The sequence below is a fragment of the Actinokineospora sp. PR83 genome (assembly GCF_021056305.1).
Taxonomy (GTDB): domain Bacteria; phylum Actinomycetota; class Actinomycetes; order Mycobacteriales; family Pseudonocardiaceae; genus Actinokineospora; species Actinokineospora spheciospongiae.
Genome location: NZ_JAJCXD010000030.1, coordinates 1 through 25140, shown reverse-complemented (window position 1 = coordinate 25140; position 25140 = coordinate 1). Strand labels below are relative to the sequence as shown.

Annotated in this window: 28 protein-coding genes; 18 read left to right on the top strand and 10 right to left on the bottom strand. The window is 71.9% G+C overall.

Annotated elements, in window-relative coordinates; all coding sequences use genetic code 11:
• Positions 1 to 26 precede the first annotated feature (26 nt).
• The 6 genes from L6E12_RS10735 to L6E12_RS10710 all read left to right on the top strand — a co-directional run bounded on the left by L6E12_RS10735 (position 27) and on the right by L6E12_RS10710 (position 2724).
• Complete coding sequence (locus tag L6E12_RS10735; protein WP_236227732.1) at positions 27 to 467, top strand: hypothetical protein; 441 nt, start codon at positions 27 to 29, stop codon at positions 465 to 467.
• A gap of 6 nt (positions 468 to 473) precedes the next feature.
• Positions 474 to 1178: an alpha/beta hydrolase gene (locus L6E12_RS10730; RefSeq protein ID WP_236227731.1), complete on the top strand. Its 705-nt coding sequence runs from the start codon at positions 474 to 476 to the stop codon at positions 1176 to 1178.
• A gap of 130 nt (positions 1179 to 1308) precedes the next feature.
• The gene (locus L6E12_RS10725) at positions 1309 to 1794 is read left to right on the top strand and encodes a GyrI-like domain-containing protein (RefSeq protein ID WP_236227730.1); all 486 of its coding nucleotides are present in this window, start codon (positions 1309 to 1311) and stop codon (positions 1792 to 1794) included.
• A gap of 98 nt (positions 1795 to 1892) precedes the next feature.
• Positions 1893 to 2060 (top strand): hypothetical protein, encoded by a 168-nt coding sequence (locus L6E12_RS10720; protein WP_236227729.1) that lies wholly within the window; start codon positions 1893 to 1895, stop codon positions 2058 to 2060.
• A 185-nt stretch (positions 2061 to 2245) separates the two neighbouring features.
• Positions 2246 to 2455 (top strand): DUF2277 family protein, encoded by a 210-nt coding sequence (locus tag L6E12_RS10715; RefSeq protein ID WP_236227728.1) that lies wholly within the window; start codon positions 2246 to 2248, stop codon positions 2453 to 2455.
• 80 nt (positions 2456 to 2535) lie between these two features.
• Positions 2536 to 2724 carry a DUF397 domain-containing protein gene (locus L6E12_RS10710; protein WP_236227727.1) on the top strand — a complete coding sequence of 63 codons (189 nt, stop codon included), beginning with the start codon at positions 2536 to 2538 and terminating at the stop codon, positions 2722 to 2724.
• Here the strand turns inward: L6E12_RS10710 and L6E12_RS10705 are convergent.
• Together L6E12_RS10705 and L6E12_RS10700 are read right to left on the bottom strand one after the other, a co-directional pair.
• Entirely contained in the window at positions 2692 to 3201 is a 510-nt protein-coding gene (locus L6E12_RS10705; protein ID WP_236227775.1) for a hypothetical protein, read from the bottom strand. The two genes, L6E12_RS10710 and L6E12_RS10705, sit on opposite strands and share 33 nt — an antisense overlap.
• A 123-nt stretch (positions 3202 to 3324) precedes the next feature.
• Positions 3325 to 3879: an EF-hand domain-containing protein gene (locus tag L6E12_RS10700; protein ID WP_236227726.1), complete on the bottom strand. Its 555-nt coding sequence runs from the start codon at positions 3877 to 3879 to the stop codon at positions 3325 to 3327.
• A gap of 202 nt (positions 3880 to 4081) precedes the next feature.
• Between L6E12_RS10700 and L6E12_RS10695 the strand changes: the two genes are divergently transcribed.
• Positions 4082 to 4489 (top strand): YciI family protein, encoded by a 408-nt coding sequence (locus L6E12_RS10695; RefSeq protein ID WP_236227725.1) that lies wholly within the window; start codon positions 4082 to 4084, stop codon positions 4487 to 4489.
• Between the two features lie 8 nt (positions 4490 to 4497).
• A complete protein-coding gene (locus tag L6E12_RS10690) occupies positions 4498 to 5640 on the top strand; it encodes an RNA polymerase sigma factor (protein ID WP_236227774.1) in 1143 nt (380 codons plus the stop codon).
• Between the two features lie 425 nt (positions 5641 to 6065).
• Here L6E12_RS10690 and L6E12_RS10685 read toward each other — a convergent pair whose 3' ends face one another.
• Positions 6066 to 6623, bottom strand: a complete 558-nt coding sequence (locus L6E12_RS10685) for a GNAT family N-acetyltransferase (protein WP_236227724.1) — start codon at positions 6621 to 6623, stop codon at positions 6066 to 6068.
• On the opposite strand from L6E12_RS10685, the gene L6E12_RS10680 reads away from it, so the two are divergent.
• The 7 genes from L6E12_RS10680 (at position 6622) to L6E12_RS10650 (ending at position 12861) form a co-directional block, all read left to right on the top strand.
• Positions 6622 to 7905 carry a winged helix-turn-helix domain-containing protein gene (locus L6E12_RS10680; RefSeq protein ID WP_236227723.1) on the top strand — a complete coding sequence of 428 codons (1284 nt, stop codon included), beginning with the start codon at positions 6622 to 6624 and terminating at the stop codon, positions 7903 to 7905. The two genes, L6E12_RS10685 and L6E12_RS10680, sit on opposite strands and share 2 nt — an antisense overlap.
• A 59-nt stretch (positions 7906 to 7964) precedes the next feature.
• On the top strand, positions 7965 to 8522 hold the full coding sequence (locus L6E12_RS10675; protein ID WP_236227722.1) for a toxin-antitoxin system HicB family antitoxin: 558 nt from the start codon (positions 7965 to 7967) through the stop codon (positions 8520 to 8522).
• Complete coding sequence (locus L6E12_RS10670; protein WP_236227721.1) at positions 8519 to 9388, top strand: hypothetical protein; 870 nt, start codon at positions 8519 to 8521, stop codon at positions 9386 to 9388. The genes L6E12_RS10675 and L6E12_RS10670 overlap by 4 nt, the downstream gene beginning before the upstream one ends.
• Positions 9389 to 9488: 100 nt before the next feature.
• Positions 9489 to 10241: an FAD-dependent thymidylate synthase gene (thyX, locus tag L6E12_RS10665; RefSeq protein ID WP_236227720.1), complete on the top strand. Its 753-nt coding sequence runs from the start codon at positions 9489 to 9491 to the stop codon at positions 10239 to 10241.
• 4 nt (positions 10242 to 10245) lie between these two features.
• Positions 10246 to 10641 carry an ACT domain-containing protein gene (locus tag L6E12_RS10660; protein ID WP_236227719.1) on the top strand — a complete coding sequence of 132 codons (396 nt, stop codon included), beginning with the start codon at positions 10246 to 10248 and terminating at the stop codon, positions 10639 to 10641.
• 70 nt (positions 10642 to 10711) lie between these two features.
• A complete protein-coding gene (locus L6E12_RS10655) occupies positions 10712 to 12220 on the top strand; it encodes a serine/threonine-protein kinase (RefSeq protein WP_236227718.1) in 1509 nt (502 codons plus the stop codon).
• Positions 12221 to 12240: 20 nt separating this feature from the next.
• Positions 12241 to 12861: a TIGR03085 family metal-binding protein gene (locus L6E12_RS10650; RefSeq protein WP_236227717.1), complete on the top strand. Its 621-nt coding sequence runs from the start codon at positions 12241 to 12243 to the stop codon at positions 12859 to 12861.
• 30 nt (positions 12862 to 12891) lie between these two features.
• Here L6E12_RS10650 and L6E12_RS10645 read toward each other — a convergent pair whose 3' ends face one another.
• Positions 12892 to 13392: a hypothetical protein gene (locus tag L6E12_RS10645; RefSeq protein WP_236227716.1), complete on the bottom strand. Its 501-nt coding sequence runs from the start codon at positions 13390 to 13392 to the stop codon at positions 12892 to 12894.
• A 98-nt stretch (positions 13393 to 13490) separates the two neighbouring features.
• Here L6E12_RS10645 and dapA point away from each other — a divergent pair, with 98 nt between their 5' ends.
• On the top strand, positions 13491 to 14504 hold the full coding sequence (gene dapA / locus L6E12_RS10640) for a 4-hydroxy-tetrahydrodipicolinate synthase (protein WP_236227715.1): 1014 nt from the start codon (positions 13491 to 13493) through the stop codon (positions 14502 to 14504).
• Positions 14501 to 16228 carry a ribonuclease J gene (locus L6E12_RS10635; protein ID WP_374201858.1) on the top strand — a complete coding sequence of 576 codons (1728 nt, stop codon included), beginning with the start codon at positions 14501 to 14503 and terminating at the stop codon, positions 16226 to 16228. Before dapA ends, L6E12_RS10635 begins: the two co-directional genes overlap by 4 nt.
• On the opposite strand, the gene L6E12_RS10630 is transcribed toward L6E12_RS10635, so the two are convergent.
• Positions 16215 to 16631 (bottom strand): hypothetical protein, encoded by a 417-nt coding sequence (locus tag L6E12_RS10630; protein ID WP_236227714.1) that lies wholly within the window; start codon positions 16629 to 16631, stop codon positions 16215 to 16217. The genes L6E12_RS10635 and L6E12_RS10630 overlap by 14 nt on opposite strands.
• Before the next feature lie 67 nt (positions 16632 to 16698).
• On the bottom strand, positions 16699 to 17061 hold the full coding sequence (locus tag L6E12_RS10625; protein WP_236227713.1) for a hypothetical protein: 363 nt from the start codon (positions 17059 to 17061) through the stop codon (positions 16699 to 16701).
• Positions 17062 to 17323: 262 nt separating this feature from the next.
• Here L6E12_RS10625 and L6E12_RS10620 point away from each other — a divergent pair, with 262 nt between their 5' ends.
• The gene (locus L6E12_RS10620; RefSeq protein WP_236227712.1) at positions 17324 to 18514 is read left to right on the top strand and encodes a helix-turn-helix domain-containing protein; all 1191 of its coding nucleotides are present in this window, start codon (positions 17324 to 17326) and stop codon (positions 18512 to 18514) included.
• A gap of 263 nt (positions 18515 to 18777) precedes the next feature.
• On the opposite strand, the gene L6E12_RS10615 is transcribed toward L6E12_RS10620, so the two are convergent.
• The 4 genes from L6E12_RS10615 to L6E12_RS10600 all read right to left on the bottom strand — a co-directional run.
• The gene (locus tag L6E12_RS10615) at positions 18778 to 21093 is read right to left on the bottom strand and encodes a bifunctional SulP family inorganic anion transporter/carbonic anhydrase (RefSeq protein WP_236227711.1); all 2316 of its coding nucleotides are present in this window, start codon (positions 21091 to 21093) and stop codon (positions 18778 to 18780) included.
• Positions 21094 to 21424: 331 nt separating this feature from the next.
• On the bottom strand, positions 21425 to 23080 hold the full coding sequence (locus tag L6E12_RS10610) for an alpha-glucosidase (RefSeq protein ID WP_236227710.1): 1656 nt from the start codon (positions 23078 to 23080) through the stop codon (positions 21425 to 21427).
• Positions 23081 to 23137: 57 nt separating this feature from the next.
• Complete coding sequence (locus L6E12_RS10605; protein ID WP_236227709.1) at positions 23138 to 24262, bottom strand: S1 family peptidase; 1125 nt, start codon at positions 24260 to 24262, stop codon at positions 23138 to 23140.
• Between the two features lie 134 nt (positions 24263 to 24396).
• A partial coding sequence (locus L6E12_RS10600; RefSeq protein WP_236227708.1) for a 1-acyl-sn-glycerol-3-phosphate acyltransferase occupies positions 24397 to 25140 on the bottom strand: 744 nt, incomplete at its 5' end.

Below are 25140 nucleotides of genomic sequence, written 5' to 3'. Positions count from 1 at the left end.
CGCCCGGCGGCCCGTACGATCGCGGCGTGTCCCCCAGAACCGTCTCGATCATCCTCACCGCCGTCCTGGTCGTGTACTTCGTCCTGCTCGGCGGTCGGGCGGTCGCGCTGTTCCAGGACGGTTCCCCCATCGCGGTCGCCCTCGGGGTCGGCGTCCTCCTGCTGCCCCTGGTCGGCGCCTGGATCGCCTACGCCACCCTCCGCTTCGGGATGCGCACGTCGGTCCTGGCCAAGCGCCTCGCCGCCGAGGGTGGCCTGCCGGACACCTCCGACCTGCCCCGCACGCCCTCCGGCCGGGTCGACCGCGGTGCCGCCGACGCCTGGTTCGAGGAGCACCGCGCCGAGGTCGAGTCCACCCCGGACGACTGGCGGTCCTGGTACCGCCTGGCCGTGGCCTACGACGTCGCGGGCGACCGGTCCCGGGCCAGGGACGCGATGCGCAAAGCCCTCGAACTGGCAGGTGTGTGACCGACCGTGAGCACCTACGTCCTCGTCCACGGCGCGAGTTCCGACAGCACCTACTGGTACCGCGTCACCCCGCTGCTCCAAGCGCTCGGGCACGAGGTGATCACCCCCGACCTCCCGGTGGCCGACCCGACCGCCGGGCTCGCCGAGTACACCGACGCCATCGTGGACGCGGTCGGCGACCGCCCCGGCGTGATCCTGGTGGCCCACTCGATGGCGGCGTACTCCGCCCCGCCTGCCTGCGAGCGGATCGCGGTGGACCTGCTGGTCCTCGTGGCCGCCATGACCCCGAAGCCGGGGGAGGCGGCGGGGGACTGGTGGGAGGCCACCGGTCAGGTCGAGGCCCAGCGCGCGCAGGACCTGCGCGACGGGCGCGACCCCGACGCGCCGTTCGACCCCCTGGTGACTTTCCTGCACGACGTGCCGCCGGAGGACCTGGACGAGGTGCTGGCCCAGCCGGTCCCGGTCCAGTCCGACCGGCCCTTCGCCGACCCGTGGCCCGCCGAGGCGTGGCCGCCGGTGCCGACCCGGTTCCTGCTGTGCCGCGACGACCGGCTGTTCCCGGCCGACTTCCAGCGGCGCATCGTGCCCGAGCGGCTGGGCATCACCCCGGACGAGATGGACGGCGACCACCTGCCCGCGTTCTCCCGCCCGGCCGAACTCGTGGAGTGGTTGGAGCACTACCGGACCACGGTTGTCGGTGCCGCTCGCTAGCCTCGCCCGGTGACCGCGTTCGCCCCGCACCTGGATACCCGCCTGTTCCCGGCCTTCGGCTTGCCGAGGGGTCTGCCCGCCCCGGCCCGCGCCTCCGGGTGACGGGCAACCGAGCGAGAGGAATCCCCGCATGACCACCGAGCCGCACGTCGAGAGCCGCACCGAGCAGCCCTACGCGAGCATCCGCACCACCGCCCCGCTCACCGAGTGGGGACGGGTCAACGCCCTGGTGCCTGAGGTGCTGGACTGGCTCACCGCGCGCGGGACCACCCCGGTGGGGGCGCCGTTCTACCGCTACCACGCCGTCGACCCCACCGGCCTGATCGACGTGGAGGTCGGCTGGCCGGTCCGGGAGCCGGTCGAGGGGGACGGGCGGGTGGCCGCCGGGGTGCGGCCCGCGGGCGACTACGCGGTGCTCGACCACCTCGGCGACCCGGACCGGATCCGGGAGACCTTCGCCGCCCTGGACGACTGGTCGGCGCGCACCGGAACCGGTTTCGCCGTCCGGGACGGAGTGTGGGCGGGGCGTTTCGAGACTTATCTCACCCACCCCGACGAGGTCGCTGACCTGGGCGAATGGCGTACCGAGGTGGCGTACCTGCTCTCGACCGAGTGATCGAGTCGACTGTTCCCAGTGGGGCACGAGCTGCCTGCCCTAGCATGATCGGCGTCACTGCCGACACCACAGGTCGCTTTTCCCTCGAAGGTGGACAAGTGAACGCCAACGAAACCCTGGTGGACCCCGACGGTCTGTACGACTCGACGGGCGTCTGCCTCTGCCCCGCCTACGCCCGCGTGCCGGGCAGGCGGGAGTTGCACGACATCGGAGCCCCGGGGTGCGCCCACGGTCCCGCCGACCGGTCCGACCCGGACGGCGAATAGCCCACAACCGAGTTGGGCGACAAGGAGTAACCGGCTCACACCCAGAACATCGACGAAGACCGGCGAGCGGGGGCTCGCCGGTCTTCGTCGCTTCCGGTCACCACCGGGGCGGTTCCTGCCGACCACGTGAAACCGGTCGGGTCCGCGACCTCGTGGTTGTCGGTGCCCGGGTGCACCATGGGGCCATGTGTCGCAGCATCAAGACCCTGAGGCCCCCGTTCGTCGAGGAGGCGGGCGACGACGACGTCCGCGCCGCGGCGTTGCAGTACGTGCGCAAGATCTCCGGTTTCCGGGCACCGGCCGCGCACAACGCGGCGGCCTTCGAGGCGGCGGTGGACGCCGTCGCGGCGGCCACCGCGGACCTGTTGGACCAACTGGTCGTCAAGGGCCGGTAGGAGTCCGGCGCGTGGACCGGTTCGCGGGTGCCCGCCACCCGCGAACCGGTTCGCCGCCGTGAGCGGGGAAGGGGACGCACGTGGCGAGCAGGTGGCGGCGCAGCAGCTTCAGCGGGGACAGCGGCAACTGCGCGGAGGTCGCCCTCGGCCCCCGCGTCGGCGTCCGCGACTCGAAGAGCCAGGGCGCGGAACTGTGGTTCCCCGGCGGCGCCTGGGCGGCGTTGCGCGGCCTGCTCCTAGAGGAACCAGCCCGCGAACAGCGCCGGTGAGGCCGCCAGCAGGCTGAACCGGATGAACCGGCCCACCAGCCCGGCCCCGACGAACGTGCTCAACCGCATCCGCACCAGTCCCGCCAGCACCACGGTCGCCATGTACGGCGGCAGCCCCACCACGGAGCTGACGCTGTAGGTGCCCAGCATCCAGTGCGGGTGCTCCTCGCACTTGGCCCGCACGGTCTCCACCCACGCCCGCACCCGCTTGGTGCGCAGCTCCCACCGGGCCCGCCGCGCGGTCAGCGGCCTGGGCCGCCGGTGCAGGAACGCGGGCAGGTGGATCGACCCCCGCCCGGCGTAGTAGTACAGCAGCTTGCCCCCGACCTGCCCCACCGCCACCGCGGCGCCGAGGAGCAGGCAGGAGATCTGCGGTTGCTGCGTGGCCAGCCCGATCACGAACAGCTCGATGCTGACGAACGGGACCACGGCGGACCCGAAGGCGATGCCCAGGGTGAGGCACAGCCAGGGCAGCAGCACGCGGACCCCCTTCCGTCGGACCGGCCGTCGACGGTACCCGACTCCACCACGGGGACGCCCGGACCGGCGGGCCCGTTCCACCGGGCCCGGCATCGATCCCCGCGCGTCAGCCCGGCGCCGTCACTCCGGCAGCGGGCCCAGCAGGAACTCCCCGGCCGAGCCCTGGCTGTCGTCGAAGTAGAACTCGCGGATCGCCGACAGCAGCTCGGCCGTGCCGATGTAGCCGTCCTCGTCGGTGTCGAGCCGCCGGTGGATGTCGCGCCCGGTCGCGTCCGGCAGCGCCATCAGGCCCCGGGTCCAGCGCACCTCGTCCTCGGCGGACAACCGGCCGTCGCCGTCGGTGTCGGCGATGGCCATCAGCGCGTCGAGGAAGGGCACGTAGACGCGGTCGAAGTTCTCCGGTGTCTCCAGCAGGCCCGCCGTGAACGCCCGCTTGTACTCGCCCAGGTCGATCCGGCCGTCGCCGTCGGTGTCGGCCGCGGCGGCCAGGTGCTGCCAGAGCCCGCGCATGATTTCGCGCAGCCTGCGCAGCCCCGGGTCGGTGTCGGGGAGGCCGTACTCGGCGCCCAGGTTGGCGCAGGCCCGCTCGAAGTCCGCGGCGTCCACCAACCCGTCCCGGTCGAGGTCGTAGGTCTGGAACCGACGCGTCAACTTGCGGTCCAGGAACGACGACATCGCAGCGGTCCTCTCCCCGTCGGGTGCACGAACGACGTCGAGTCAACCACGGGTCGAGAGCGCTGTGGGGTCGGGTGTGGACGGCCCCGGAAAAAATATCGGGAAGATCCCCGACGGCGGTGTCGAGAACCCGCACCCGGCTCCGTCCCCGGGGTGTGAGCGACCAGAATGGGGTCGCACCAGTACCGAGGAGACATCCACCATGGCCAAGTACCTGCTGCTCAAGCACTACCGCGGCGCCCCGTCCGCGGTCAACGACGTGCCCATGGCCCAGTGGACGCCGGAGGAGATCTCGGCCCACGTGCAGTACATGAACGACTTCGCCGCCCGGCTGGAGGGCACCGGCGAGTTCGTCGACAGCCAGGCACTCGCCCCCGAGGGGACGTTCGTCCGGTACGACGGCGAGGGGCGCCCGCCGGTCACCGACGGCCCGTTCGCCGAGACCAAGGACCTCATCGCCGGGTGGATGGTGATCGACGTCGACAGCCACGAGCGGGCCGTCGAGCTGGCCGGGGAACTGTCGGCCGCCCCCGGGAAGGACGGCAAGCCGATCCACGAGTGGCTGGAGCTGCGCCCGTTCCTCACCGCGTCGCACACCATCACCGAGTGAGTCCGCCGGTGACCGGGGCACTGCTGCGGGGTCTGACCCCGGGCGTGCTCGGCGTCCTCGTCCGCCGTGGGGCCCCCTTCGCGGCGGCCGAGGACGCCGTGCAGGACGCGCTGGTGGAGGCGCTGCGCACCTGGCCGGACGACCCGCCGCGCGACCCGAAGGGCTGGCTGGTCACCGTGGCCTGGCGCCGGTTCCTCGACGCCACCCGGGCCGAGGCCGCCCGCCGCAGGCGCGAGGACCTCGTCGACGGGCAACCGGCCCCGGGTCCGGCGCCCGCGGTGGACGACACGCTCCAGCTGTACTTCCTGTGCGCCCACCCGTCGCTGACCCCGTCGTCGGCGGTCGCGCTCACCCTGCGCGCCGTCGGCGGGCTGACCACCCGCCAGATCGCCCAGGCCTACCTGGTGCCGGAGGCGACCATGGCCCAGCGCATCAGCCGGGCCAAGCGCACGGTCTCCGCCGTGCGCTTCGACCAGCCCGGCGACGTCGCCACGGTCCTGCGCGTGCTCTACCTGGTCTTCAACGAGGGCTACTCCGGCGACGTCGACCTGGCCGCCGAGGCCATCCGGCTCACCCGGCAGCTCGCCGCCTCGATCGACCACCCCGAGGTGGCCGGGCTGCTCGCCCTCATGCTCCTGCACCACGCCCGCCGCGCCACCCGCACCGCCCCCGACGACAGCCTGGTCCCCCTCGCCGAACAGGACCGCACCCGCTGGGACACCGACGCCATCACCGAGGGCGTCGGTGTCCTGCAAGCGGCCCTCGCCCGCGACCGCCTGGGCGAGTTCCAAGCCCAAGCCGCCATCGCGGCCCTGCACGCCGACGCCCCCACCGCCGAGGAAACCGACTGGGTCCAGATCGTCGAGTGGTACGACGAACTGGCGGGCCTGACCGACAGCCCGATCGTCCGCCTCAACCGCGCGGTCGCCATCGGCGAAGCCGACGGCCCACGCGCGGGCCTGGCCGCCCTGGCACTCCTGGACGCCTCCCTGCCCCGCCACACCGCAGTGGCCGCCCACCTCCACGAACGCGACGGCGACCTGGACACGGCGGCCCGCCTCTACGCCGAGGCCGCCCAGAAGGCCCCCGACCTCGCCGAACGCGACCACCTGACCCGCCAAGCCGCCCGCCTCAACACCCGCCACCGCTAGAGGATCCGCCCCAAGCCGCCACCCAACCACCCCAACCACCCCACCCGCCCACCCGGCGATCAGCCACCCGGAACCCCACCGCCGCAGCAACAACCGCCCACCCCAAAAACCGGCTGCTCAGCCGCCGACCATCCCGCCAACCGTCAGCCGGGTGGCCTGTCACCTGTAACCCACCGCGCGCAGCCGGCGACCACCCCGAAAACCGCCGGCCCGGTGACCGAATGCCCGGGTGGGTGGATGTGCTTGGGTGGGGGTAGCGATCATGTGCAAGCCTGCGTGGGCTGTGGGGCATCTCTTCAGCCCCACTCGGTCACACTGGGCGCATGATCGCTGTAGGGGCCCCGCCCGAGCAGATCCACCCACCCGGGCACCACCAACAATCGACCGGGCTTTAAACAACGGCACCGCCGAGCACGCCACGACGCTCAGGCCAGTTCCAGCTCCAACGTCCCGGTCACCCGCACCTCGCGCAACGGCCGCCCACCCGCGTCCAATGTCCGCACAACCCCATCCGGTTCCCACCCGACCCGGCGGAAGAACCCCACCGAGGCCGCGTTGCGCTCCGGCACCCACGCGATCCCGCGCGTGCACCCCGCCTCCCGCAGCGCAGCCGCCGCGGTGGCGAGCAGCCTGCCCGCATGACCACGGCGCCCCCACCGCGGTTCCACCAGCAGCAGGCTCACCAGCGCGACCGTGGCCGCGTCCTCGACGGGCAGGTCGTTGGCGGCGGCGGATTCGGATTCGGGGGAGGGGCCGACCGAGCAGAAGCCGACGACCCACGGCCCCTCCAGGGCGACGAACACCGTGGCCGGGCCTTGGGCCATGGTCTGGCGCCACTGCTCGGCCGCCTCGGCCGGGTCCAGTCCGGCCAGGACGTCGGTGGGCAGCAGCGACTCGAAGGCCGTCTGCCAGGTCTGGACCTGGATGCGGGCGATCTCGTCGGCGTCCGCGGGGGTGGCGGGGCGGACCTGGGCATCGGCCATGCCGGGCAACCTATCGGGTGCCGGGTTGTCGGTGGTGGCCGGCAGCATCGTCCCGGTGATCGAAGCAACCCCCACCCTCTCGGCCGCGGCGGCCCGGCGGACGGCGCTGGCGGCGCAGGGCTTCGCCGACGCCCGCCCCGCGGGCCCGCCGACCCGGCGCCACCTGCAGAAGGCGCTGTCGCGCGTGCAGTTGCTCCAGCTCGACTCGGTCAACGTGGCCGTGCGGGCGCACTACATGCCCGTCTTCTCCCGGCTCGGCGCCTACGACCAGGACCTGGTCGACGAGGCGGCGTGGTCGCACTCGGCGCGCAGGCCCCGGTTGCTGGTGGAGTACTGGGCGCACGAGGCGAGCCTGATCCCCGCCGAGGACTGGCCGCTGTTCCGGTGGCGGATGCGGCGGTACGAGCAGCGCTACGCCCGGCACCTGGAGCGGATCCGCCGCGAGTCGCCCGGTTTGGTCGACGACGTGCTGGCCACCGTCGAGGAGCAGGGGCCGATCGGGGCGGGGACCCTGGAGGCGGCGCTGGGCGGGGCGGTGCCGAAGGTCAAGGGCGGGTGGTGGAACCGGTCCGACGTCAAGCACGTGTGCGAGTACCTCTTCGCCGTCGGCGAGTTGACCACCGGGACGCGCAAGGGCTTCCAGCGCCACTACGACCTGCCCGAGCGGGTCCTGCCGCCCGAGGTGCTGGCCCAGACCCCGGACGACGACGAGTGCGCCCGCCGCCTGACGCTGCGCGCGGCGCTGGCCCACGGGGTCGGCACGGAGAAGGACCTGCGGGACTACTACCGGCTCCAGCCCGCCCAGTCGCAGCGGGCGGTGGCCGAGTTGGTGGAGGACGGGCAGTTGGAGGCGGTGTCGGTCGAGGGGTGGCGGCACCCGGCCTACCGGCACCCGGCCGCCCGCGCGCCGCGCCGGGTCGAGGGGCGGGCGCTGCTGTGCCCGTTCGACCCGCTGATCTGGGAGCGCGCCCGCACCGAGCGGCTGTTCGGCTTCCACTACCGCATCGAGATCTACGTCCCGGAGCCCAAGCGCCTCTACGGCTACTACGTGTTCCCGTTCCTGCTCGACGGGGAAATCGTCGCCAGGGTGGACATCAAGGCCGACCGCGCCACGGGAACCCTCCGCGCGCAGGGTTCGTTCGCCGAGGACGGGGTCGACCGGACCAGGGTGGCCGCCGAACTCGCCGCGGAGTTGCGGCTGATGGCGGATTGGCTGGGGCTCGAACACCTGTGGGTCGGAGAGCGAGGTGACCTCGCCGACGCCCTCCGCAAGGCCGTCTGACATCACGGTGACACCATCACTTCCTCGACAGATGTCAGGAATGGTGTCATGGTGGTGTCATGGACCTGAGCCCGTACATCACCGCCCTGCGGGATGACCTGACCACCACCGCGTCCGCGGGGGACGAGACGACCCGCCGGGCCGCGGCGGTGCTCGCCGCGGCCGTCGAGCCCGCCGCCCGGCTGGCGATCATGAACGCGCTGGCCGACCTGGCCGCCGAGGTGACCGCCGAGTTGCCCGACCACGTGGTCGAGGTGCGGCTGGACGGCCGGGACGTGCGGGTGGCGGTCACCGGCACCGCCAAGCCGAGCACCGGGCAGCCCGGGTCCGAGCAGCCCAGGGCCGAGGAGGCCCCGCCCACGCCGCCGCCGTTCGGCGGCGCGGCGGGCGACATGAGCCGGATGACGCTGCGGCTGTTCGAGGAGCTCAAGGGCCGCGCCGAGCAGGCCGCCTCCACCCAGGGGGTGTCCCTCAACACCTTCGTGCAGCAGGCGTTGCAGGGCGCGCTCAGCGGCAAGGGCAAGGGATGGCACTCGCACCCCGGCACCCCCGCCGAGAAGCCGGACCCCGACGACGGCGAGGGCGGTTCCCGGGTGCGCGGGTGGTACGCGGGATGAGCGCGCGCAACGAGACCTTCACCGCGGGCGGCCCGGTGCACGTCGACGTCGGCACGGCGGCCGGGCGGATCGAGGTCCGGCTGACCGACGAGCCCGACGTGCACGTGGAGGTCCGGCACGCCCCGGAGAGCGCCACCCCGTGGTCGGAGGGCATCTCGCAGGTCATCGGCTGGATCAACGGCCAACTGGGTGACCAGGCCCCCACCGACACCGCCGCCGAGGCGGTCCGCCGGACCCGGGTCGACTTCACCGCGGGCAAGCTCACCGTCCGCTCCCCGAAGTCGGTCCCGCTGGGCGCGGTCCCGCTCGGGGTGACCGTGCTGGCCCCGCTCGGTTCCCGGGTGACGGCCAACGGCGGCGCCGCCTCGGTGACCGTCGCGGGCACCGCCGACCGGGTGGAGGTCGCCACCGGCGCGGGCTCGATCGACGTCGAACGCGCCACCGGGGTCGTGCAGGCGAACGCGGGCACCGGCACCGTCCGGGTCGGGTCGGCGGGCGGCGGGCTGCGGGCGCGCACCGGGTCGGGTGACGTCGAGGCCGCCGAACTCGGCGGGCCCTCCACCGTCGTCACCGGCCGCGGCAACGTCCACCTGGCGACCGTGGCCGCCGACACCCGCGTGCGCAGCGGTTCCGGCACCATCACCGTCGGCGACGCCGCCGCGGGCCAGGTCGAGCTGAACACCGGTTCGGGTGCCCTGAACGTCGCCGTGCGCCGGGGGACACCCGCGGAGGTCGACGTGTCGACCGGCGTCGGCACGGCGGTCGCGGAGCTGCCGCTGGAGACCACCGCCCCCGCCGAGGCCCCGGCGCTGCGCGTGCGCGGGCGCAGCGGCACCGGCGACGTGGCGGTGACGCTGGCGGGCTGACGACACCCGGCGGGGCGGGCCGTGCACCGGGCCCGCTCCCGCCGCGGTCCACCTATAGTGCAGACGACCGGGTACACCAGTCGGAGCAAAGGACCAGCACGTGACCCAGACGGTGCGGCCGAGGGTGCAGCTCATCGCCAAGACCGAGTTCTCGCCCCCGGCGGACGTCCCGTGGTCGACCGACGCCGACGGCGGTGCGGCGCTGGCGGAGTTCGCGGGCCGCGCCTGCTACCAGTCCTGGACGAAGCCGAACCCGGCCACCGCCACCAACGCGGGCTACCTGCGGCACGTCATCGAGGTCGGCCACCTGTCGGTCCTGGAGCACGGCAGCGTCTCCTTCTACCTGACCGGCATCTCCCGCTCGCTGACCCACGAGCTGGTCCGCCACCGGCACTTCTCCTACTCGCAGCTCTCCCAGCGCTACGTCCCGGAGACGTCGGCCGCCGTGGTCGAGCCGGACGTCATCGCCGACGACCCCGAGCTGCACGCGAAGTTCCTCGCCGCCGCGCGGGCCAGTCAGGACGCCTACACCGAACTGCTGGCCGGGTTGGAGGCCAAGTTCGCCGACGTGGCAGGCGCCACCCTGCGCAAGAAGCAGGCCAGGCAGGCGGCGCGGGCGGTCCTGCCCAACGCCACCGAGACCCGGATCGTGGTCACCGGCAACTACCGCGCCTGGCGGCACTTCATCGCCATGCGCGCCACCGAGCACGCCGACGTGGAGATCCGCGCGCTGGCCGTGGAGTGCCTGCGCCACCTGCAGGAGACCGCCGCCGCCGTGTTCGCCGACTTCACCATCAGCGCGCTGCCGGACGGCACCGAGGTCGCCTCCAGCCCACTGGTCGCCGAGGGCTGAGCCGGTGAAGCGACTGATCATCGACGTGACCGACGGGGACTACGCGGTCACCCGGCTGGACCCGGGGACCCCGGTCCACCCGGCGGTCTTCGGCTCACCGGGGCTGGTGTCGGTCACCAGCACCCCCGACGAGGTGTCCGTCGTGGCCCCCACCGGCCGCGGCCCCGCCGGGGGCCGCACCGAGGACGGGTGGCGGGTGCTCACCGTGCGCGGCCCGCTGGAGTTCACCCTCACCGGCATCATGGCCTCGCTCGCCGGTTCGCTGGCCGCGGCCGGGGTCTCGCTGTTCGCGGTGTCCACCTTCGACACCGACCACATCCTCGTCCACGACGCCGACCTGACCAGGGCGGTGGCGGCCCTGCGCTCCGCCGGACACGAAGTGCACCCCGCGAGCGACTGATCTGCCGGGAGCACCCGCGCGGGCGGGGGCCTGCCGGTTACGATCCCCGGCACTTGCAGGAGGTGGACGGGTGACGCAGGAGCAGGGACCCACCGTGGCGCACGGGTCGCGGGTGGTCGCGGGTCGCTACGCGATCCTCAACGAGCTCGGCCGCGGCGGCATGGGCGTGGTGTGGCTGGCCGAGGACCGGATGATCGGCCGCAACGTGGCCATCAAGGAACTGCACCTGCCCGAGGGCGTCCCGCACGACGAGCGCCGGGTGTTCGAGGAGCGGGTGCTCCGCGAGGCGCGCACCGCGGGCAGGCTCAACGACCCGGCGGTGGTCACCGTCTACGACGTGGTGCAGGAGGCCGGGGCCACCTACATCGTGATGGAGCTGATCCAGGCCCCCACCCTGTCGGACGTGGTCAAGGAGCGCGGCCCGCTCCCGCCCGAGCAGGTCACCGTCCTCGCCGAACAGTTGCTCTCCGCGCTGGAGGCCGCCCACCAGGCGGGCATCATCCACCGCGACGTCAAGCCGAGCAACATCATGCTGGCCAACAACAACCGGGTGAAGCTCACCGACTTCGGCATCGCCCAGTCGCTGGACGACCCGCGGCTCACCAGCAGCGGGATGCTCATCGGCTCCCCGACCTACATGGCCCCCGAGCGCATCCGCGGCGAGGAGGCGCACGCCTCGTCGGACCTGTGGGCGCTGGGCGCGGTGCTGTTCTTCGCCATCGAGGGCTACTCGCCCTTCGAGCGCCCCACCACCGCCGCCACCATGCACGCCATCCTGGCCGAGGTCCCGTACCTGACCAGGGCGCAGGGCGCGCTGGCCTCGGTGATCACCGGCCTGATGGTCGCCACCCCGCAGGCCCGCCTCAACGCCGCCCAGGTCCGCGGGCTGCTCGCGCACGTCCGCACCGGTCCGCCGACCGGCCCGCACGGCATGGCCACCCCGCAGCACACCGGCCCCGTCCCCACCCAGAACACGGTCTTCCACCCACCGCAGCCCCAACACGGCGCCACCCGCGCGGTCCAGCCCCCGGGGGACAAGCGCTGGAGCCTCAAACCCGGTGTCGTCTTCACCGTCGCGGCGGTCGTGGCGGTGCTGGCGCTGGTCGGCGGCATCTTCCTCAACCGGGCCTTCACCGCCACCGGCTCCGGCGACGCCGCCCCGAAGGTCGAGACCTACACCTACGGCCCCGGCGGCGACCTCACCGAGTTCAACCTCGCGGAGGGCTATTGCAGCAACAACCGCCTCCAGAGGGGAGCGGGTTTCTCCAGTTCGGGCAACGACTGCAAGAAGACGTTCCTGATCGAGGTCTTCGGCACCATCACCCCCCTCAACTCCAGCTACACCCTCGGCTACGACGCCACCGGCCTCGAAGCCACGGGGAAGGGCTACTGCGGGTGGATGTTCAACACCGAACGGGTCATCCCGGAGAAGCGCAAGGACCTCATGTACTCGGTCGTCTACCCCTCCGAGCAGACCTGGAAGGACGAGGAGGACAGCAGCCGCTACACGATCTACTGCGTCCTCTCCGGCAAGGACGGCCAGCAACTCACCGGCTCCCAGGTGAACGAGTACAAGTGACCCAGCGGTAGGGTCGGCGCATGGGTGTGGCCAAGGACGAGCGCGCGGCGCTGTGCGACCTGTTCACCGTCGTCGGACCGGATGCCCCGACCCTCTGCGGGGCGTGGACCACCCGGGACCTCGCCGCGCACCTGGTGGTCCGCGAACGCAGGCTCGACGCCTCGGCGGGCATCCTGGTCAAGCCGCTCGCCGGTTACCTGGACAAGGTGACCCGGGGCTACCTGGCCAAGCCGTGGGACGAACTGGTCACCCTCGTGCGCACCGGCCCCCCGGTCTGGTCGCCGTTCAAGCCGCTGGACGAGCTGGTCAACACCACGGAGTACTACGTCCACCACGAGGACGTCCGCCGGGCCACCCCCGGCTGGGAACCCCGGCCGCCCGCCGCCCGCCGCGACGCCGCGATCTGGGCGACCCTGAGCCGCATGGGCAAGGTCCTGCTGCGCAAGAGCCCGGTCGGCATCGCCCTGCGCACCCCGGAAGGCCGCACGGCGACGGTCAAGGAGGGCCCGAACCCGGTCACCCTGGTCGCGGAGCCGGGCGAGATCCTCCTGTTCGCCTTCGGCCGCGACGAGAGCCGCGTGGAGTTCGAGGGCCCGGACGCCTCGATCACCGCCGTGAAGGACCTCAGCCGGGGCTTCTGACCCGGGCGGCACCTGTCCACACCGGAAACATCACTGGATCGGGTGCCGCAGGAACCCGTCCGCGAAGAACTCCGTGGACCCGCACACCGGGCACCGGTAGGCGTGCTGCACCACCGCGTCCTGCGACAGCGCCTTCACGCCACCCGTCATCGCCAGCTCCCCGAGCAGGAAGCTCATCGCCCCCGCGTACTGCCGCCGCACCCCGCAGTGCGGGCACACCAGGTCCACCGCCGCGTGCCGGGCCGCTTCCTCCACGTCCGCGGCCTCCGCCCGCAGGCGGGCCTCGCGCAGGAAGTGCTCGGCCTCCGACAGGGTCATGACCTTCTCCTGGTCGTACCCGTCCTTGTCGTGGTACTTGAGCAACGCCGACTGCGCCTGCGAGCGGGGGACCGTCTTGCGGCCGAGGATGCCGCCCGCCGCCCGGTAGTGGAGCTGGGCGTTGCGGATGCCGGGCGGGGAACCGCGCAGCACCTTGACCTTGCTCGGGTCGGGGGTGGTCGCCGGGTCGGGCTCGAAGACAGGATCGGGCACAGCGCACCGTAACGCGCGTCACCCGGGAGGGCACCCGTCGGTGTCGCAACCGCAGGTGGCGGACGGCACCGGAGAGGCCAACGGGTAGCGTCAGCACCATGACCGCATGTCCCACCGCCGCCCCCGGCAGGCCGTTCGGCCGGGTGCTGACCGCGATGGTCAGCCCGTTCGCCCCCGACGGGGCGGTGGACCTCGACCGCGCCCAAGCCCTGGCCGAGCACCTGGTGGAGCTGGGCAACGACGGCCTGGTCGTCAACGGCACGACCGGCGAGTCGCCCACCACCACCGACCGGGAGAAGTCCGACCTGGTGCGCGCCGTCGTCGAGGCGGTCGGCGACCGGGCGACCGTGGTGGGCTCGGTGGGCACCTACGACACCGCGCACAGCCTGCACCTGGCCCGGGAGGCGGAGAAGGCGGGCGCGCACGGCCTGCTCGTCGTCACCCCGTACTACTCCCGGCCGCCGCAGGCCGGGCTGCTCGCGCACTTCACCGCCGTGGCCGACGCGACCGGGCTGCCGGTGATGCTCTACGACATCCCGCCCCGCTCCGTGGTGCCCATCGAGGTGGACACGCTGCGGCGGCTCGCCGAGCACCCGCGGATCCAGGCCGTGAAGGACGCCAAGGGCGACCTGCTGGCCGGGTCCGAGGTGATCGCCAGCACCGACCTGGCCTACTACTCCGGTGACGACGCCCTGAACCTGCCGTGGCTGTCCGTCGGCGGGGTCGGGGTGGTCAGCGTCATCGGGCACGTGGTGGCCGGGCGGCTGCGGTCGCTGGCCGACAACCACGACCAGGGCGAGGTCGCCCAGGCCCGCAGCATCCACATGGGACTGCTGCCGGTGCTGCGCGCGTTCAGCCGGGTCGGCGGGGTGGTGTTCGCCAAGACCGCCCTGCGGTTGCGCGGCCACGACTGCGGCGACCCCAGGCTGCCGCTCGTCGCCGCCACCCCCGAGCAGGTCAAGGCCATCGCCGCCGACCTGGCCGAGGCCGGGGTGCCGCTGTCGAGCGCACCGGAATCACACGTGGCCAGCGCGCGCGTCGCCCACACCGACGCCAACGCCGCCTACGTCACCACCACGACCCACACCAGCGCCGGGACGGTCCGCCAGTGAGCCCGCAACCAGCACGACCCACCCAGAGCCAGACCCCGAAGGCCGGGAAGTGGCCGCACAACCCGCCGCCCCCGCTGCCCGACGGCGCGCTGCGCGTCGTCGCGCTCGGCGGCATCGGCGAGGTCGGCCGCAACATGACCGTGTTCGAGTTCGCGGGCAGGTTGCTCATCGTCGACTGCGGGGTGCTCTTCCCCGAGGACCAGCAGCCCGGTGTCGACCTGATCCTGCCCGACTTCTCCGCCATCGAGAACCGGATGGCCGACGTCGACGCCCTCGTGCTGACCCACGGCCACGAGGACCACATCGGCGCGGTCCCGTTCCTGCTGCGGCTGCGGCCGGACCTGCCGGTCGTCGGCTCCCGGTTCACCCTCGCCCTGGTCGCGGCCAAGTGCAAGGAACACCGGCTCAACCCGAACCTGCGCGAGGTCAAGGAGGGCGACACCGCCTCCTACGGGGAGTTCGACTGCGAGTTCTTCGCGGTCAACCACTCCATCCCGGACGCGATCGCGGTCGCCATCCGCACCCCGGCCGGGGTCGTCCTGCACACCGGCGACATCAAGCTCGACCAGCTTCCGCTCGACGGCCGCCTCACCGACCTGGCGGGCTTCTCCCGCCTCGGCGACGAGGGCGTGGACCTGTTCCTGGTCGACTCCACCAACGCCGAGGTCCCCGGCTTCGTCATCTCCGAGCGCGAGATCGGCCCTGTCCTCGACAGCGTCATCCGCCGGGCCGACCAGCGGGTGATCGTGGCCTGCTTCGCCAGCCACGTGCACCGGGTGCAGCAGGTCCTCGACGTGGCGGTCAAGCACGGCCGCCGGGTCGCGCTGGTGGGCCGGTCGATGGTGCGCAACATGGGCATCGCCGCCGACCTGGGCCTGCTCAACGTCCCCGCGGGCCTCCTGGTCAACATCGACGAGGCCATGACGATGTCCGACGACCAGGTCCTGTTCGTCTCCACCGGGTCGCAGGGCGAGCCGCTCTCGGCCCTGTCGCGGATGGCGCGCGGCGAGCACCGGCAGATCTCCATCCGTCCCGGCGACACCATCGTGCTGGCCAGCTCCCTGATCCCGGGCAACGAGAACGCGGTGTTCGGCGTGATCAACGGCCTGGTCCGCCTCGGCGCGGACGTCGTGCACCAGGGCAACGCCAAGGTCCACGTCTCCGGCCACGCCCCCGCCGGGGAACTGCTGTTCCTCTACAACGCGGTCCGCCCGAGCAACGTGATGCCGGTGCACGGCGAGTGGCGCCACCTGCGCGCCAACGCCGCCCTGGCCGTGCAGACCGGTGTCCCCGCCGACCACGTGGTCATCGCCGAGGACGGCGTGGTCGTCGACATGGTCGACGGCCGAGCGGCCATCTCCGGCCGCGTCGAGGTCGGCCACGTCTACGTCGACGGCCTCTCCGTCGGCGACGTCGGCGAGTCGACGCTGTCCGACCGGCTGGTGCTCGGCGAGGGCGGCTTCATCTCGATCACCGTCGTGGTCGACTCCTCCACCGGCCGCGCGGTCTCCCCGCCCACGGTCTCCGGGCGGGGCTTCTCCGACGACCCCAAGGCCCTCGACGGCGTGGTGTCGCTGGTGGAGATGGAGCTGTCGCACACCGAGTCCGAGGGCATCACCGACCCCCACCGCATCGCCCAGTCCGTGCGCCGGGTGGTCGGCCGCTGGGTCGCCGACACCTACCGCAGGCGCCCGATGATCGTCCCCACGGTCATCCCCGTCTGACCGACCGCCCGCGAACGACTCCGCCCCACGAGCAGCGCTCGTGGGGCGGAGTCGGTTCACGGGCGGCGGATGGGTCCTGGTCCGGCGATTCCTCCCGGAAATCGGCTGCCACTCGGCCGGGGACGACGAGTGAGCCCATCTCCACCCACTCCTCCACGGCGGTGGTGAAGACCTCGGACAACCGCCCCTCCCCGATGAGGGCCTTGTTCCTGCGGATGATCGGCAGCGCGAACCCGAGAACGGAGTGAACGGTGGTGCAAGCGGCCACCGAGAGGTCCAGGTGCAGGGACATCTCGGAAGCGCTGCTGCCCACGTCCAGTTCGAGCGCGTCCTCGCCGATGCGGAACGAGATCGGACCGGACACCAGTTCGACGCAGGTGTAGGTGTGGCGCGGTGACGGCATGGTGCCGATCACCCCCTGTTTCGCTGCGGAGACCGACTCGCGGCCGGGGGCGGTGCCGTGCACCGGATCAGCACGACGTCACCGGGAACTGCTCGCGCATGTCCACGACGCCCGAGGCGTTCAAGCGCTTGCCCGACTCCATGACCCGGTATTCCTCCGCGATCACCCGGTCGGGGAATTTCGCGCCCTCTTCGTCCTCCTCATTCTCGCCCACCGAGGCGAGGCACACATTGAACAACTCGTAGTAACCGGTGTGCGATGCCAGGCGCTCGTCACCCCACCGGGACAATCCGGCGATGGCTTCTGTCGTGGTCGAGCCGCCCAAGTCCTCGGCGTCCAGCGACACCTCGCGGAAATCGACAAGATCCCAGTCTTCGATTCGCTTGCCGTCGGTACCGACGACCTTCAGCAGGAAATAACCGAATCGCATGAGCAGCTTCCTTTCAACCACGCGTGTGCGGCCACGGCGGAGCCGGGTGGCAGGCACTTCGCAGGCGTGAGTCCATCAACGTTCCCGATGCTAAAGACCGGGCACCCGGTGAGGTTGCACAGGAGTTGCACACAGTGGCAGGGTGAACGCGGGAAGTGATCGGTCGCGGGTCCCGCTGGCTCCGGCTCCGGCAGGCGCCCTACCCTGGGCTCGAACGCCAGTGCGGCCCGTCTTCGCCTGGTGCTGCCGGAAGGGGATACCGATGTACGACGACACGGCCCACATCGGTCGGCAGATCGCCATGTTGCGCAAGGCGTCCCGGCTCACCCAACGCCAGCTCGCGGGCAAAGTCAACGTCTCCCTGAGCCTGTTGCAGAAGGTCGAGGTCGGCGACCGCGCGGTGAGCAACGGGCTGCTCTCCGGCGTCGCCCGCGAACTGCGGGTGCCCATCGAGAAGCTCACCGGGCAGCCGTACACCGAAGACCGGAAAGACGACAGCACGCACCGGCAGATCGACGCGATCCGCGCGGTTCTGCGCGGTTACGACCTGCCCGACGAGGTTCCGGTCCGCCCGGTGGCCGAACTCGCCGCTGAGGTGAAAGAAATTGTTCGTCTGCGTGGTGAAGCTCAGTACGGGAAAATTTCAGCTCGCTTGCCAGCATTGTTGGAAGAACTGGTCAGCGCCGCGCACCGAACCTCCGGAACGGAGGTGTGGAACCTCCTGGTCAGAACCTACCACGCAACCCACACTCTGCTTCACCGACTCGGTTACAGTGATCTGGCCGAAGCTGTCGAACACAAAATCACGTGGGCGGCGGAACGCACAGGCAACCCGTTGGCGGGAGCACTCGCGCAGTGGACGAGATGTGCGACCTTCGAAGCAGCCGGGGATTTCAGCCGTGGCCTACGGCTCATGGATGCGGCGCGGTCGGATCTGGATGACCAGATCCGGCACAATCCGGCAGGCGACACCATCACCGTGTACGGCAGCCTGCACCTGCGGTCTGTCACCCTCGCCTCACTCGCCGGGGACAGTGCGGCCACCCGCTCCCACCTCGAAGCTGCGGATGGTCTGGCGATCAGGATCGGGCAGGACCAAGTGCACTGGGGTCTGACGTTCGGAATGGCCAACCGCACGACTCACGAGGTCGCGGCTCAAGTGGAGTTGGGAGATGGCATCGCGGCTATCGAAGCTGCCGGGCGCTGGCACGCGCCGAGGTCCATGCCGAAAACCCGACGCGGCTCTCACCACATTGCCCTCGCCCGCGCGCACCTCATCAACGACGACCGGAGCGCCGCCCTCCGCTCCCTCCAGGAGGCACGGCGGATCGCCCCGCAACTGACCCGCTTGCACCCGATGGTCCGCGAGCTCACCGCAGTCCTGGTGTCCTTGCACCGGAGGTCGAACCCGGAGTTGAGCAAGTACGCCCACTGGCTCGGCTTGGCAGGCTGATCCGGTTACCGGCACCCCCGCCGGACACGACTCCGCCCCCACGAGCAGCGCTCGTGGGGGCGGAGGCCGTCTCAGCGACGGGTGGCCGAGGCGATCACCACGGCGACCGTGGCGGTCAGCAGTTGGCGCAGCAGGCGGTTGCGGTCGCGGCGCCGGTCTCGGCGGGTCGGGTCGGTCATGGCGGGCCACCCCTTCCGGTCCGGGTTCACCCGCTTCATCGCGCGAACCCGGACCGGCGTGACGGGGGTCACCCCATTGGCCGCCTACGTGGTGACCGGTGACCCGTTGGTCGCGGCCTTCGCGGCGTCCACCGCGGGCTCGCCCGCTGTGCTCCCGTTCGCGGCGTTGTCCGCAGGCAGGGCCGACCGGTCACCCGGCATGGGGGTGAAGCGGTCGTCCTCCAGCGCCAGCACGGTGCCGGTGGGGATGTCGAAGAACATGCCCACCAGACGCACGTCGGCGTCGCGGACCTCCGGCATCGAGCGCAGGGTCTCCAGTTGCACGGCCACGTTGACCATGGCCAGCTGGTCGACCTCGGACCAGCCGTCCTCCTCGGCCGCCCGGCCCAGGGGGTGACCGGCCCGCCACTCGCGGACGCTGGTCTCGGCCCAGCGCAGCCACTGCGCGACCGCGCCGTCGCCCGCCTGGCCGGACGCGACGGCCGTCATCGCGCCGCAGCGGGAGTGCCCGCAGACCACGATGGTCGACACGCCCAGGTTGCCCACCGCGAACTCCACGGCGGCCTGCACCGACTGGTCGTCGGACTCGTTCGGCCTGGGCACCAGGTTGCCCACGTTGCGGATGGTGAACAGGTCACCGGGGCCGGACGCGGTGATCACGTTCGGCACGATCCGGGAATCGGCGCAGGTCAGGAACAGCGCGTGCGGGGCCTGGGAGGAGGCCAGCTTGCGCAGTTGCGGCCGGATCATCGGCGCCCCCCGGCGGTGGTACTCCCGCGCTCCTGCCACCAGCGGGTCGCGCCGGGTCTGCGCGGGGATCTCCGGTTCCCCGGCCTGCCACTGCGACCAGGCCAGGAACGTGCGGGTGCTGACCACCCCGGACCGCTTGCGCCGGGCGTTGGGGCCGGGGCCGCCGATCTCGTCGACGACGACCGTGCCGCCGCCCGCCACGTGCGTGTTCTTCCAGGCGGCCAGGTGCCCGTAGGCGGCGTGGTCGAGGTAGTCGACGACCAGTTCCACCGTCACGGCGCTGCCCTCGGGGACCTGCGCCAGCACCCGCGACAGCCGCGGCACCGACAGGAAGCTGAGGGTTCCCTCGACGACGACCGAGCGGGTCTCGCGGCCCTCGGCGTCGGGTCCGTCGCCGTCCTCGACCCGGACCCGGGCCCACACGACGCGGCGCAGCATGCCGAACATGGCCACGGCCAGGCCGATGAGCACGCCCTCCAGCAGGTTGAGCATCACCACGCCCGCCACGGTGATCAGGTAGACGTGCAGCTCGCCGTGGGAGCGGGCGGACCGGATGTCGTCCGGGCGCACGAGCTGCATGCCGATGAAGACGAGCAGACCGGCCAGCGCGGCCATCGGGACCTGCTCGACCAGGCCGACCAGCAGCACGGTGAACAGCAGCACCCAGACGCCGTGCAGGACGGCGGAGGCGCGGGTCCGCGCACCTGCGCGGACGTTGGTGGAGCTGCGGACGATCACGCCGGTGACCGGGAGGCCGCCGAGCAGGCCGGAGGCCATGTTGGCCGAGCCCTGCCCGACCAGCTCGCGGTCGAGGTTGGAGCGGTGGCCCTCGCGGAGCTTGTCGACCGACACGGCCGAGAGCAGGCTCTCCACGCTGGCGATGACGGTGAGGGTGAACACGCCGAGCGCGAAGGCGCCCCACTGCCCGCTCGGGAGCTGCGGCAGCGCGATCGCGGAGAGCGGGGAGTCGGGCAGCTCGACGCGGTCGAGGGTGAGCGCGGCGAGCGAGGAGATGGCGGTGGCGGCGACGATGGCGACCAGGGGGCCGGGGACCGCCCGGATGCGCGCGGGCAGCTTCGGCCACGCCAGCAGCAGGACGATCACGCCGAGGCCGATGAAGGCGGCGGGGCTGTGCAGGTCGAGTAGCTGCCCGGGCAGCTCGCTGATGTTCTCCCAGGCCGAGGTCCCGGCAGCGCCGCCGAGCAGGACGTGCAGCTGGCCGAGGACGATGGTCACGCCGATGCCCGCGAGCATGGCGTGCACCACGGTGGGGGAGATGGCGAGCGCGGCGCGGCCGATGCGGCAGGCGCCGAGCAGCAGTTGGAGCGCACCCGCGATGACGGTGATCGAGCAGGTGACGGCCCAGCCGAACTGGGTGATGAGCTCCGCGACGACGACGGTCAGACCGGCCGCGGGGCCGCTGACCTGGAGCGGGGAGCCACCGAGGGCGCCCGCGACGATCCCGCCGACGACGGCGGCGATGAGCCCGGCCATGACCGGTGCGCCGGAGGCGGCGGCGATGCCGAGCGAGAGGGGTACGGCGACGAGGAACACGACGAGCGAGGCCGGGATGTCATGCCGGGCGTCTTGGCCCAGCCACGTCCGGATCCGACCGGGCGGGGCGTGGGCGTCGGTGCGTGCAGCACCCATGGGGTACCTCCAGGGATTGTGGTTGTCGGTGCGCCATTGCACGGAGAGAGAACTGCCGTGTGCACATCGTGACGAAGATGACACATGGTGTCCCGTTCGTCGAGTAAACGGATCTTTACCGGCCAGGGTTCCACATGGGCAGCCCTCTGTCCCGTATTCACCCTAATAGCCTAATGGAGTGTGACCGGGCTCTCGAACGGGTGGGACTCGGTCGCGCCGCTCACCGTCCGAAGTTGTGTCCTACAACCAAAATCCCGGTTAACCGCTCACGGTTAACCGGGATTTCCGTTGTGCAACAACCACTGACCGAGTGATGGGAATCTCTTTACCTTTACCGTCTGTACACACGGGCCTCCCACGGGCGCAGCACTGATGCCCCGTTCGAGTGGCTGCCGAGCATCAAATGGGCGTCCCACCAAGGAAACCCGAGGTCAGGCCGTTGCTCCTCCGAGGTGAAGTTGGCCAGCACCAACAACTCTGTGTCGCGGTACGAACGCGAGAACGCGTACACGTTCGGGTCGTCCGGCAACAGCATTGTGAAGTTTCCGTGTACCACCGTCGGTTCCGAGTGTCTCAACGCGATCAATGCGCGGTAGTGATGGAACACCGAGTCGGTTTCCGCCCGCGCCGCGGCGGCGTTCACCTCGGTGTGGTTCGGGTTCACCGGCAACCACGGCGTGCCCGTCGTGAAGCCCGCGTTCGGCGAGGCGTCCCACTGCATGGGAGTGCGCGCGTTGTCCCGGCTCATCGCGCGCAAACCGGGTAGTGCGGCGTCGCCCGCGAGCGCGTGGTGGTTCACCGACTCGATGTCGCGGAACTGCGCGGCCGAGGTGAACGGGTGGTTCGTCATCCCCAGTTCCTCACCCTGGTAGATGAAGGGCGTGCCGCGGTGCAGGTGGAGAACGGTCGCCAGCGCCTTCGCCGACTCCACCCGGTACCGGCCGTCGTCACCGAACCGGGAGACCACCCGCGGCTGGTCGTGGTTGTTCCAGTAGAGGCTGTTCCACCCCACGTCCGCCAGACCGGCCTGCCACCGCCCGAGGGTCGCCTTCAGGTCGCGCAGGTCCAGGCCCGTCAGGTCCCACTTCGAGGGGCCGTGGTCGAGCTGCACGTGCTCGAACTGGAAGACCATGTCGACCTCGGCGCGCGCCGGGTCGGTCAGCAGCCGCGCCTCCTCGACCGTCACCCCCGGCATCTCGCCCACGGTCATCGTGGCGCCCGCCCGGTCCGCGAACACCTCCCGGTGCATCTCCTGGAGGAACTCGTGCAGCCGCGGCCCGTGCAGGTAGTGCGCCGACCCGTCGCCGCCGGGGCCGTCCGGCAGCGCGGTGTCCTTGGAGATCATGTTGATGACGTCCATCCGGAAGCCGTCGACGCCGCGGTCGAGCCACCAGCGCATCATCTCGTGCACCGCCGCCCGCACCTCCGGGTTCTCCCAGTTGAGGTCGGGCTGCTTGCGGGAGAACAGGTGCAGGTAGTACTCGCCGGTCGCCTCGTCCAGTTCCCAGGTGGGGCCGGTGAAGAACGACGTCCAGTTGGTCGGCTCCGCCCCCGGCGCCCCCGCGGGCACGCCCCCGCGCGGCGGGCGCCACCAGTACCAGTCGCGCTTCGGGTTGTCCTTGGAGGACCGCGACTCCACGAACCACGGGTGCTCGTCGGAGGTGTGGTTGACCACCAGGTCCATCACCAGCTTCATGCCGCGCTCGTGCACCCCCGCCAGCAGCCGGTCGAAGTCGTCGAGGGTGCCGAAGACCGGCTCGATGCCGCGGTAGTCGCTGATGTCGTAGCCGTTGTCGTCCTGCGGCGACGGGTACACCGGCGAGAGCCACAGGACGTCCACGCCCAGTTCGGCCAGGTAGTCCAGTTTCGACTCGATGCCCCGCAGGTCACCGATGCCGTCACCGTCGGAGTCGGCGAAGCTGCGCGGGTAGACCTGGTACACCACAGCGCTCTTCCACCAGGGGGCGGTGCTCTCGGGGAGGCTCATGGCGCCCATGCCACCACGCCGGTCCGGACCCGGCAAGGGCCCGGACCGGCGCGGGGTCTACGCGGTGTGCAGGGTCAGGCCGTAGCGCTGGAGGATCTCGTTGACCGGCTGGAACCAGGTCTGCCCGCCGGAGGAGCAGTTGCCCCAGCCGCCGGAGGTCACGCCCTGGGCCTGGTCACCGCTGAGGAACGAGCCGCCGGAATCACCGGGCTCGGCGCAGGCGTTGGTCCTCGTCGCGCCGTGGAACGCGCCCTGGGCGTAGTTCACCGTCTCGTTCTTGCCCAGGACCGTGCCGCAGTGCCAGTGCGAGGTGGAACCCGAGCGGCACACCGAGGCCCCGATCGGCGCCTCGTTCGACCCGCGCACGAGCCGGTCGGGCACCTGCCCCCAGCCGATCACCACCGGCACGGTCCACCAGCCGCCGCCGGTCCGGATGAACGCCATGTCGTCGCCGGGGAACTGCGAGGCGGCGAAGTTGCCCAGGTACGAACCGTCCCAGCCGGTGGTGGAGCTGCCCGCGCCGCCGCAGTGCCCGGCGCTGACGAATCCACCGTGGACGGAGAAGCCGATGGAACAGCGGGTGTTCCCGTTGATGTAGTAGGGATCGCCGCCGACGGTGCCCGCGCTGAGCGTGGTCGGCTTCGGTCCGGTTGCGACGGTCAGCGGCGCCACCCGGCCCGCCGCGGCGAGGAAGGCGTCGACGTCGGCGCCCGGGGTGTTGACGGTGACCCGCACGCTCCCGGTCCTCGGGTCGGCGTGCCAGCCGGAAACACCTGCGGGGGCGTCGGTGGAGAGCGCGTCCACGGCGGTCTTGGCGGCGTCGAGCCGGGCCGCGCTGGTGGTCGCGGTCGTGGTCTCGGCCCCGGTCGCCCGGACGGCGCCCGCGCGGGTCCGGTCGGTCAGCGCCACGACGAGCACGCCGCGCGCCGGGTCGAACCACGAACCGCCGTACGCCGCCCCGGCCGCGGCCCTGGCCCTCGGCTCGACCCGGGTGGCGGTGGCCTCCTGCGCCAGCCGGGTCTCGGCCTGCTCGGCGGTGAGCCCGAACGCCCGCTGCACCGCGGGGACGAGCCCGGGGGACAGCTCCGGGGCGGCGTGCGCGGGGGACACCGCGCCCGCCGCCAGGAGCCCGGACAGCAGCAGGCCGGACGCGCTCGCGCGCATCACGAAGGATCGCTTCATGGAATTGTCTCTTTCCTCGGCAGGGGAGAGGAGGGAGAGCGCGCTCACCACCGAGAATGGTGAATTGTTGGCCAACAAGTCAAGACTTGTCGACGGATTGGACCAGACCAATCAGGTCGGGGGGCGAACGGCCCCTACCCGCGCGGGGGAGCCGGGGGCCGCCACGGGCTCCGGCCGGTGGTGGGCCGGGTCGGGTCGTGGAACCGCGCCGCGTCCGGCTCGTCCGCCCGCAGCGGCACCAGGTCCGCAGTGATCGCCTGCATGATCCGCGTGTGTGCGCGCATCGCGTCGCCCGGCCTGCCCGCCGACAGGTCCGACAGGTCCACCTGGCCGCCGAAGTGCACCTTGAACACCGGCCGGTTGCGCACCGCGCGGAGGAACGACACCACCAGCGGCTTGACGTCCTTCCACCCGGACACCGTCTCGCTGCCCCAGTACACCGCCTCGTGCGCGCCCCACTGGCTGATCGTCACCACCGGCACACCGCCGCCCAGCGCCATCCTGGCCACCCCGGTCTTGCCCTTCTCCGGCCACATGCCCGGTTCCAGGGTCACCCGGCCCTCCGGGTACACCAGCAGCGGCACCTTCGCCGTCTTGAGCGTCTCCACGGCCCGGCTGAACGCGTCGATCACGTTCGCCTTGCCCCGGTCGACCCGCAGGTGGCCGCTGCGGCGCAGCAGCGGGCCCAGCACCGGCGCGTCCATCAGGCCCGCGGTGAGCATGAACCGCGGCAGGAACCCCTGCCCCTTCGCCGCGGCCATCAGCACGAACGGGTCGAACATGCCGATGTGGTTCGCCGCGACCAGCACCGGTTTGCCCAGCAGGTGCTCCGGGAAGGCCCCGCTGACCTCGATCCGGCCGACCAGTCGGACGAACGC

Coding starts and splice junctions, on each gene's coding strand:
- L6E12_RS10615 (WP_236227711.1), bottom strand. CDS start 21,093: ATGGGTGCTGCACGCACCGACGCCCACGCCCCGCCCGGTCGGATCCGG.
- L6E12_RS10630 (WP_236227714.1), bottom strand. CDS start 16,631: ATGCCGTCACCGCGCCACACCTACACCTGCGTCGAACTGGTGTCCGGT.
- L6E12_RS10680 (WP_236227723.1), top strand. CDS start 6,622: ATGCCGGGCAACCTATCGGGTGCCGGGTTGTCGGTGGTGGCCGGCAGC.
- L6E12_RS10670 (WP_236227721.1), top strand. CDS start 8,519: ATGAGCGCGCGCAACGAGACCTTCACCGCGGGCGGCCCGGTGCACGTC.
- L6E12_RS10610 (WP_236227710.1), bottom strand. CDS start 23,080: ATGAGCCTCCCCGAGAGCACCGCCCCCTGGTGGAAGAGCGCTGTGGTG.
- L6E12_RS10695 (WP_236227725.1), top strand. CDS start 4,082: ATGGCCAAGTACCTGCTGCTCAAGCACTACCGCGGCGCCCCGTCCGCG.
- L6E12_RS10650 (WP_236227717.1), top strand. CDS start 12,241: ATGGGTGTGGCCAAGGACGAGCGCGCGGCGCTGTGCGACCTGTTCACC.
- L6E12_RS10685 (WP_236227724.1), bottom strand. CDS start 6,623: ATGGCCGATGCCCAGGTCCGCCCCGCCACCCCCGCGGACGCCGACGAG.
- L6E12_RS10625 (WP_236227713.1), bottom strand. CDS start 17,061: ATGCGATTCGGTTATTTCCTGCTGAAGGTCGTCGGTACCGACGGCAAG.
- L6E12_RS10700 (WP_236227726.1), bottom strand. CDS start 3,879: ATGTCGTCGTTCCTGGACCGCAAGTTGACGCGTCGGTTCCAGACCTAC.
- L6E12_RS10725 (WP_236227730.1), top strand. CDS start 1,309: ATGACCACCGAGCCGCACGTCGAGAGCCGCACCGAGCAGCCCTACGCG.
- L6E12_RS10715 (WP_236227728.1), top strand. CDS start 2,246: ATGTGTCGCAGCATCAAGACCCTGAGGCCCCCGTTCGTCGAGGAGGCG.
- L6E12_RS10620 (WP_236227712.1), top strand. CDS start 17,324: ATGTACGACGACACGGCCCACATCGGTCGGCAGATCGCCATGTTGCGC.
- dapA (WP_236227715.1), top strand. CDS start 13,491: ATGACCGCATGTCCCACCGCCGCCCCCGGCAGGCCGTTCGGCCGGGTG.
- L6E12_RS10675 (WP_236227722.1), top strand. CDS start 7,965: ATGGACCTGAGCCCGTACATCACCGCCCTGCGGGATGACCTGACCACC.
- L6E12_RS10605 (WP_236227709.1), bottom strand. CDS start 24,262: ATGAAGCGATCCTTCGTGATGCGCGCGAGCGCGTCCGGCCTGCTGCTG.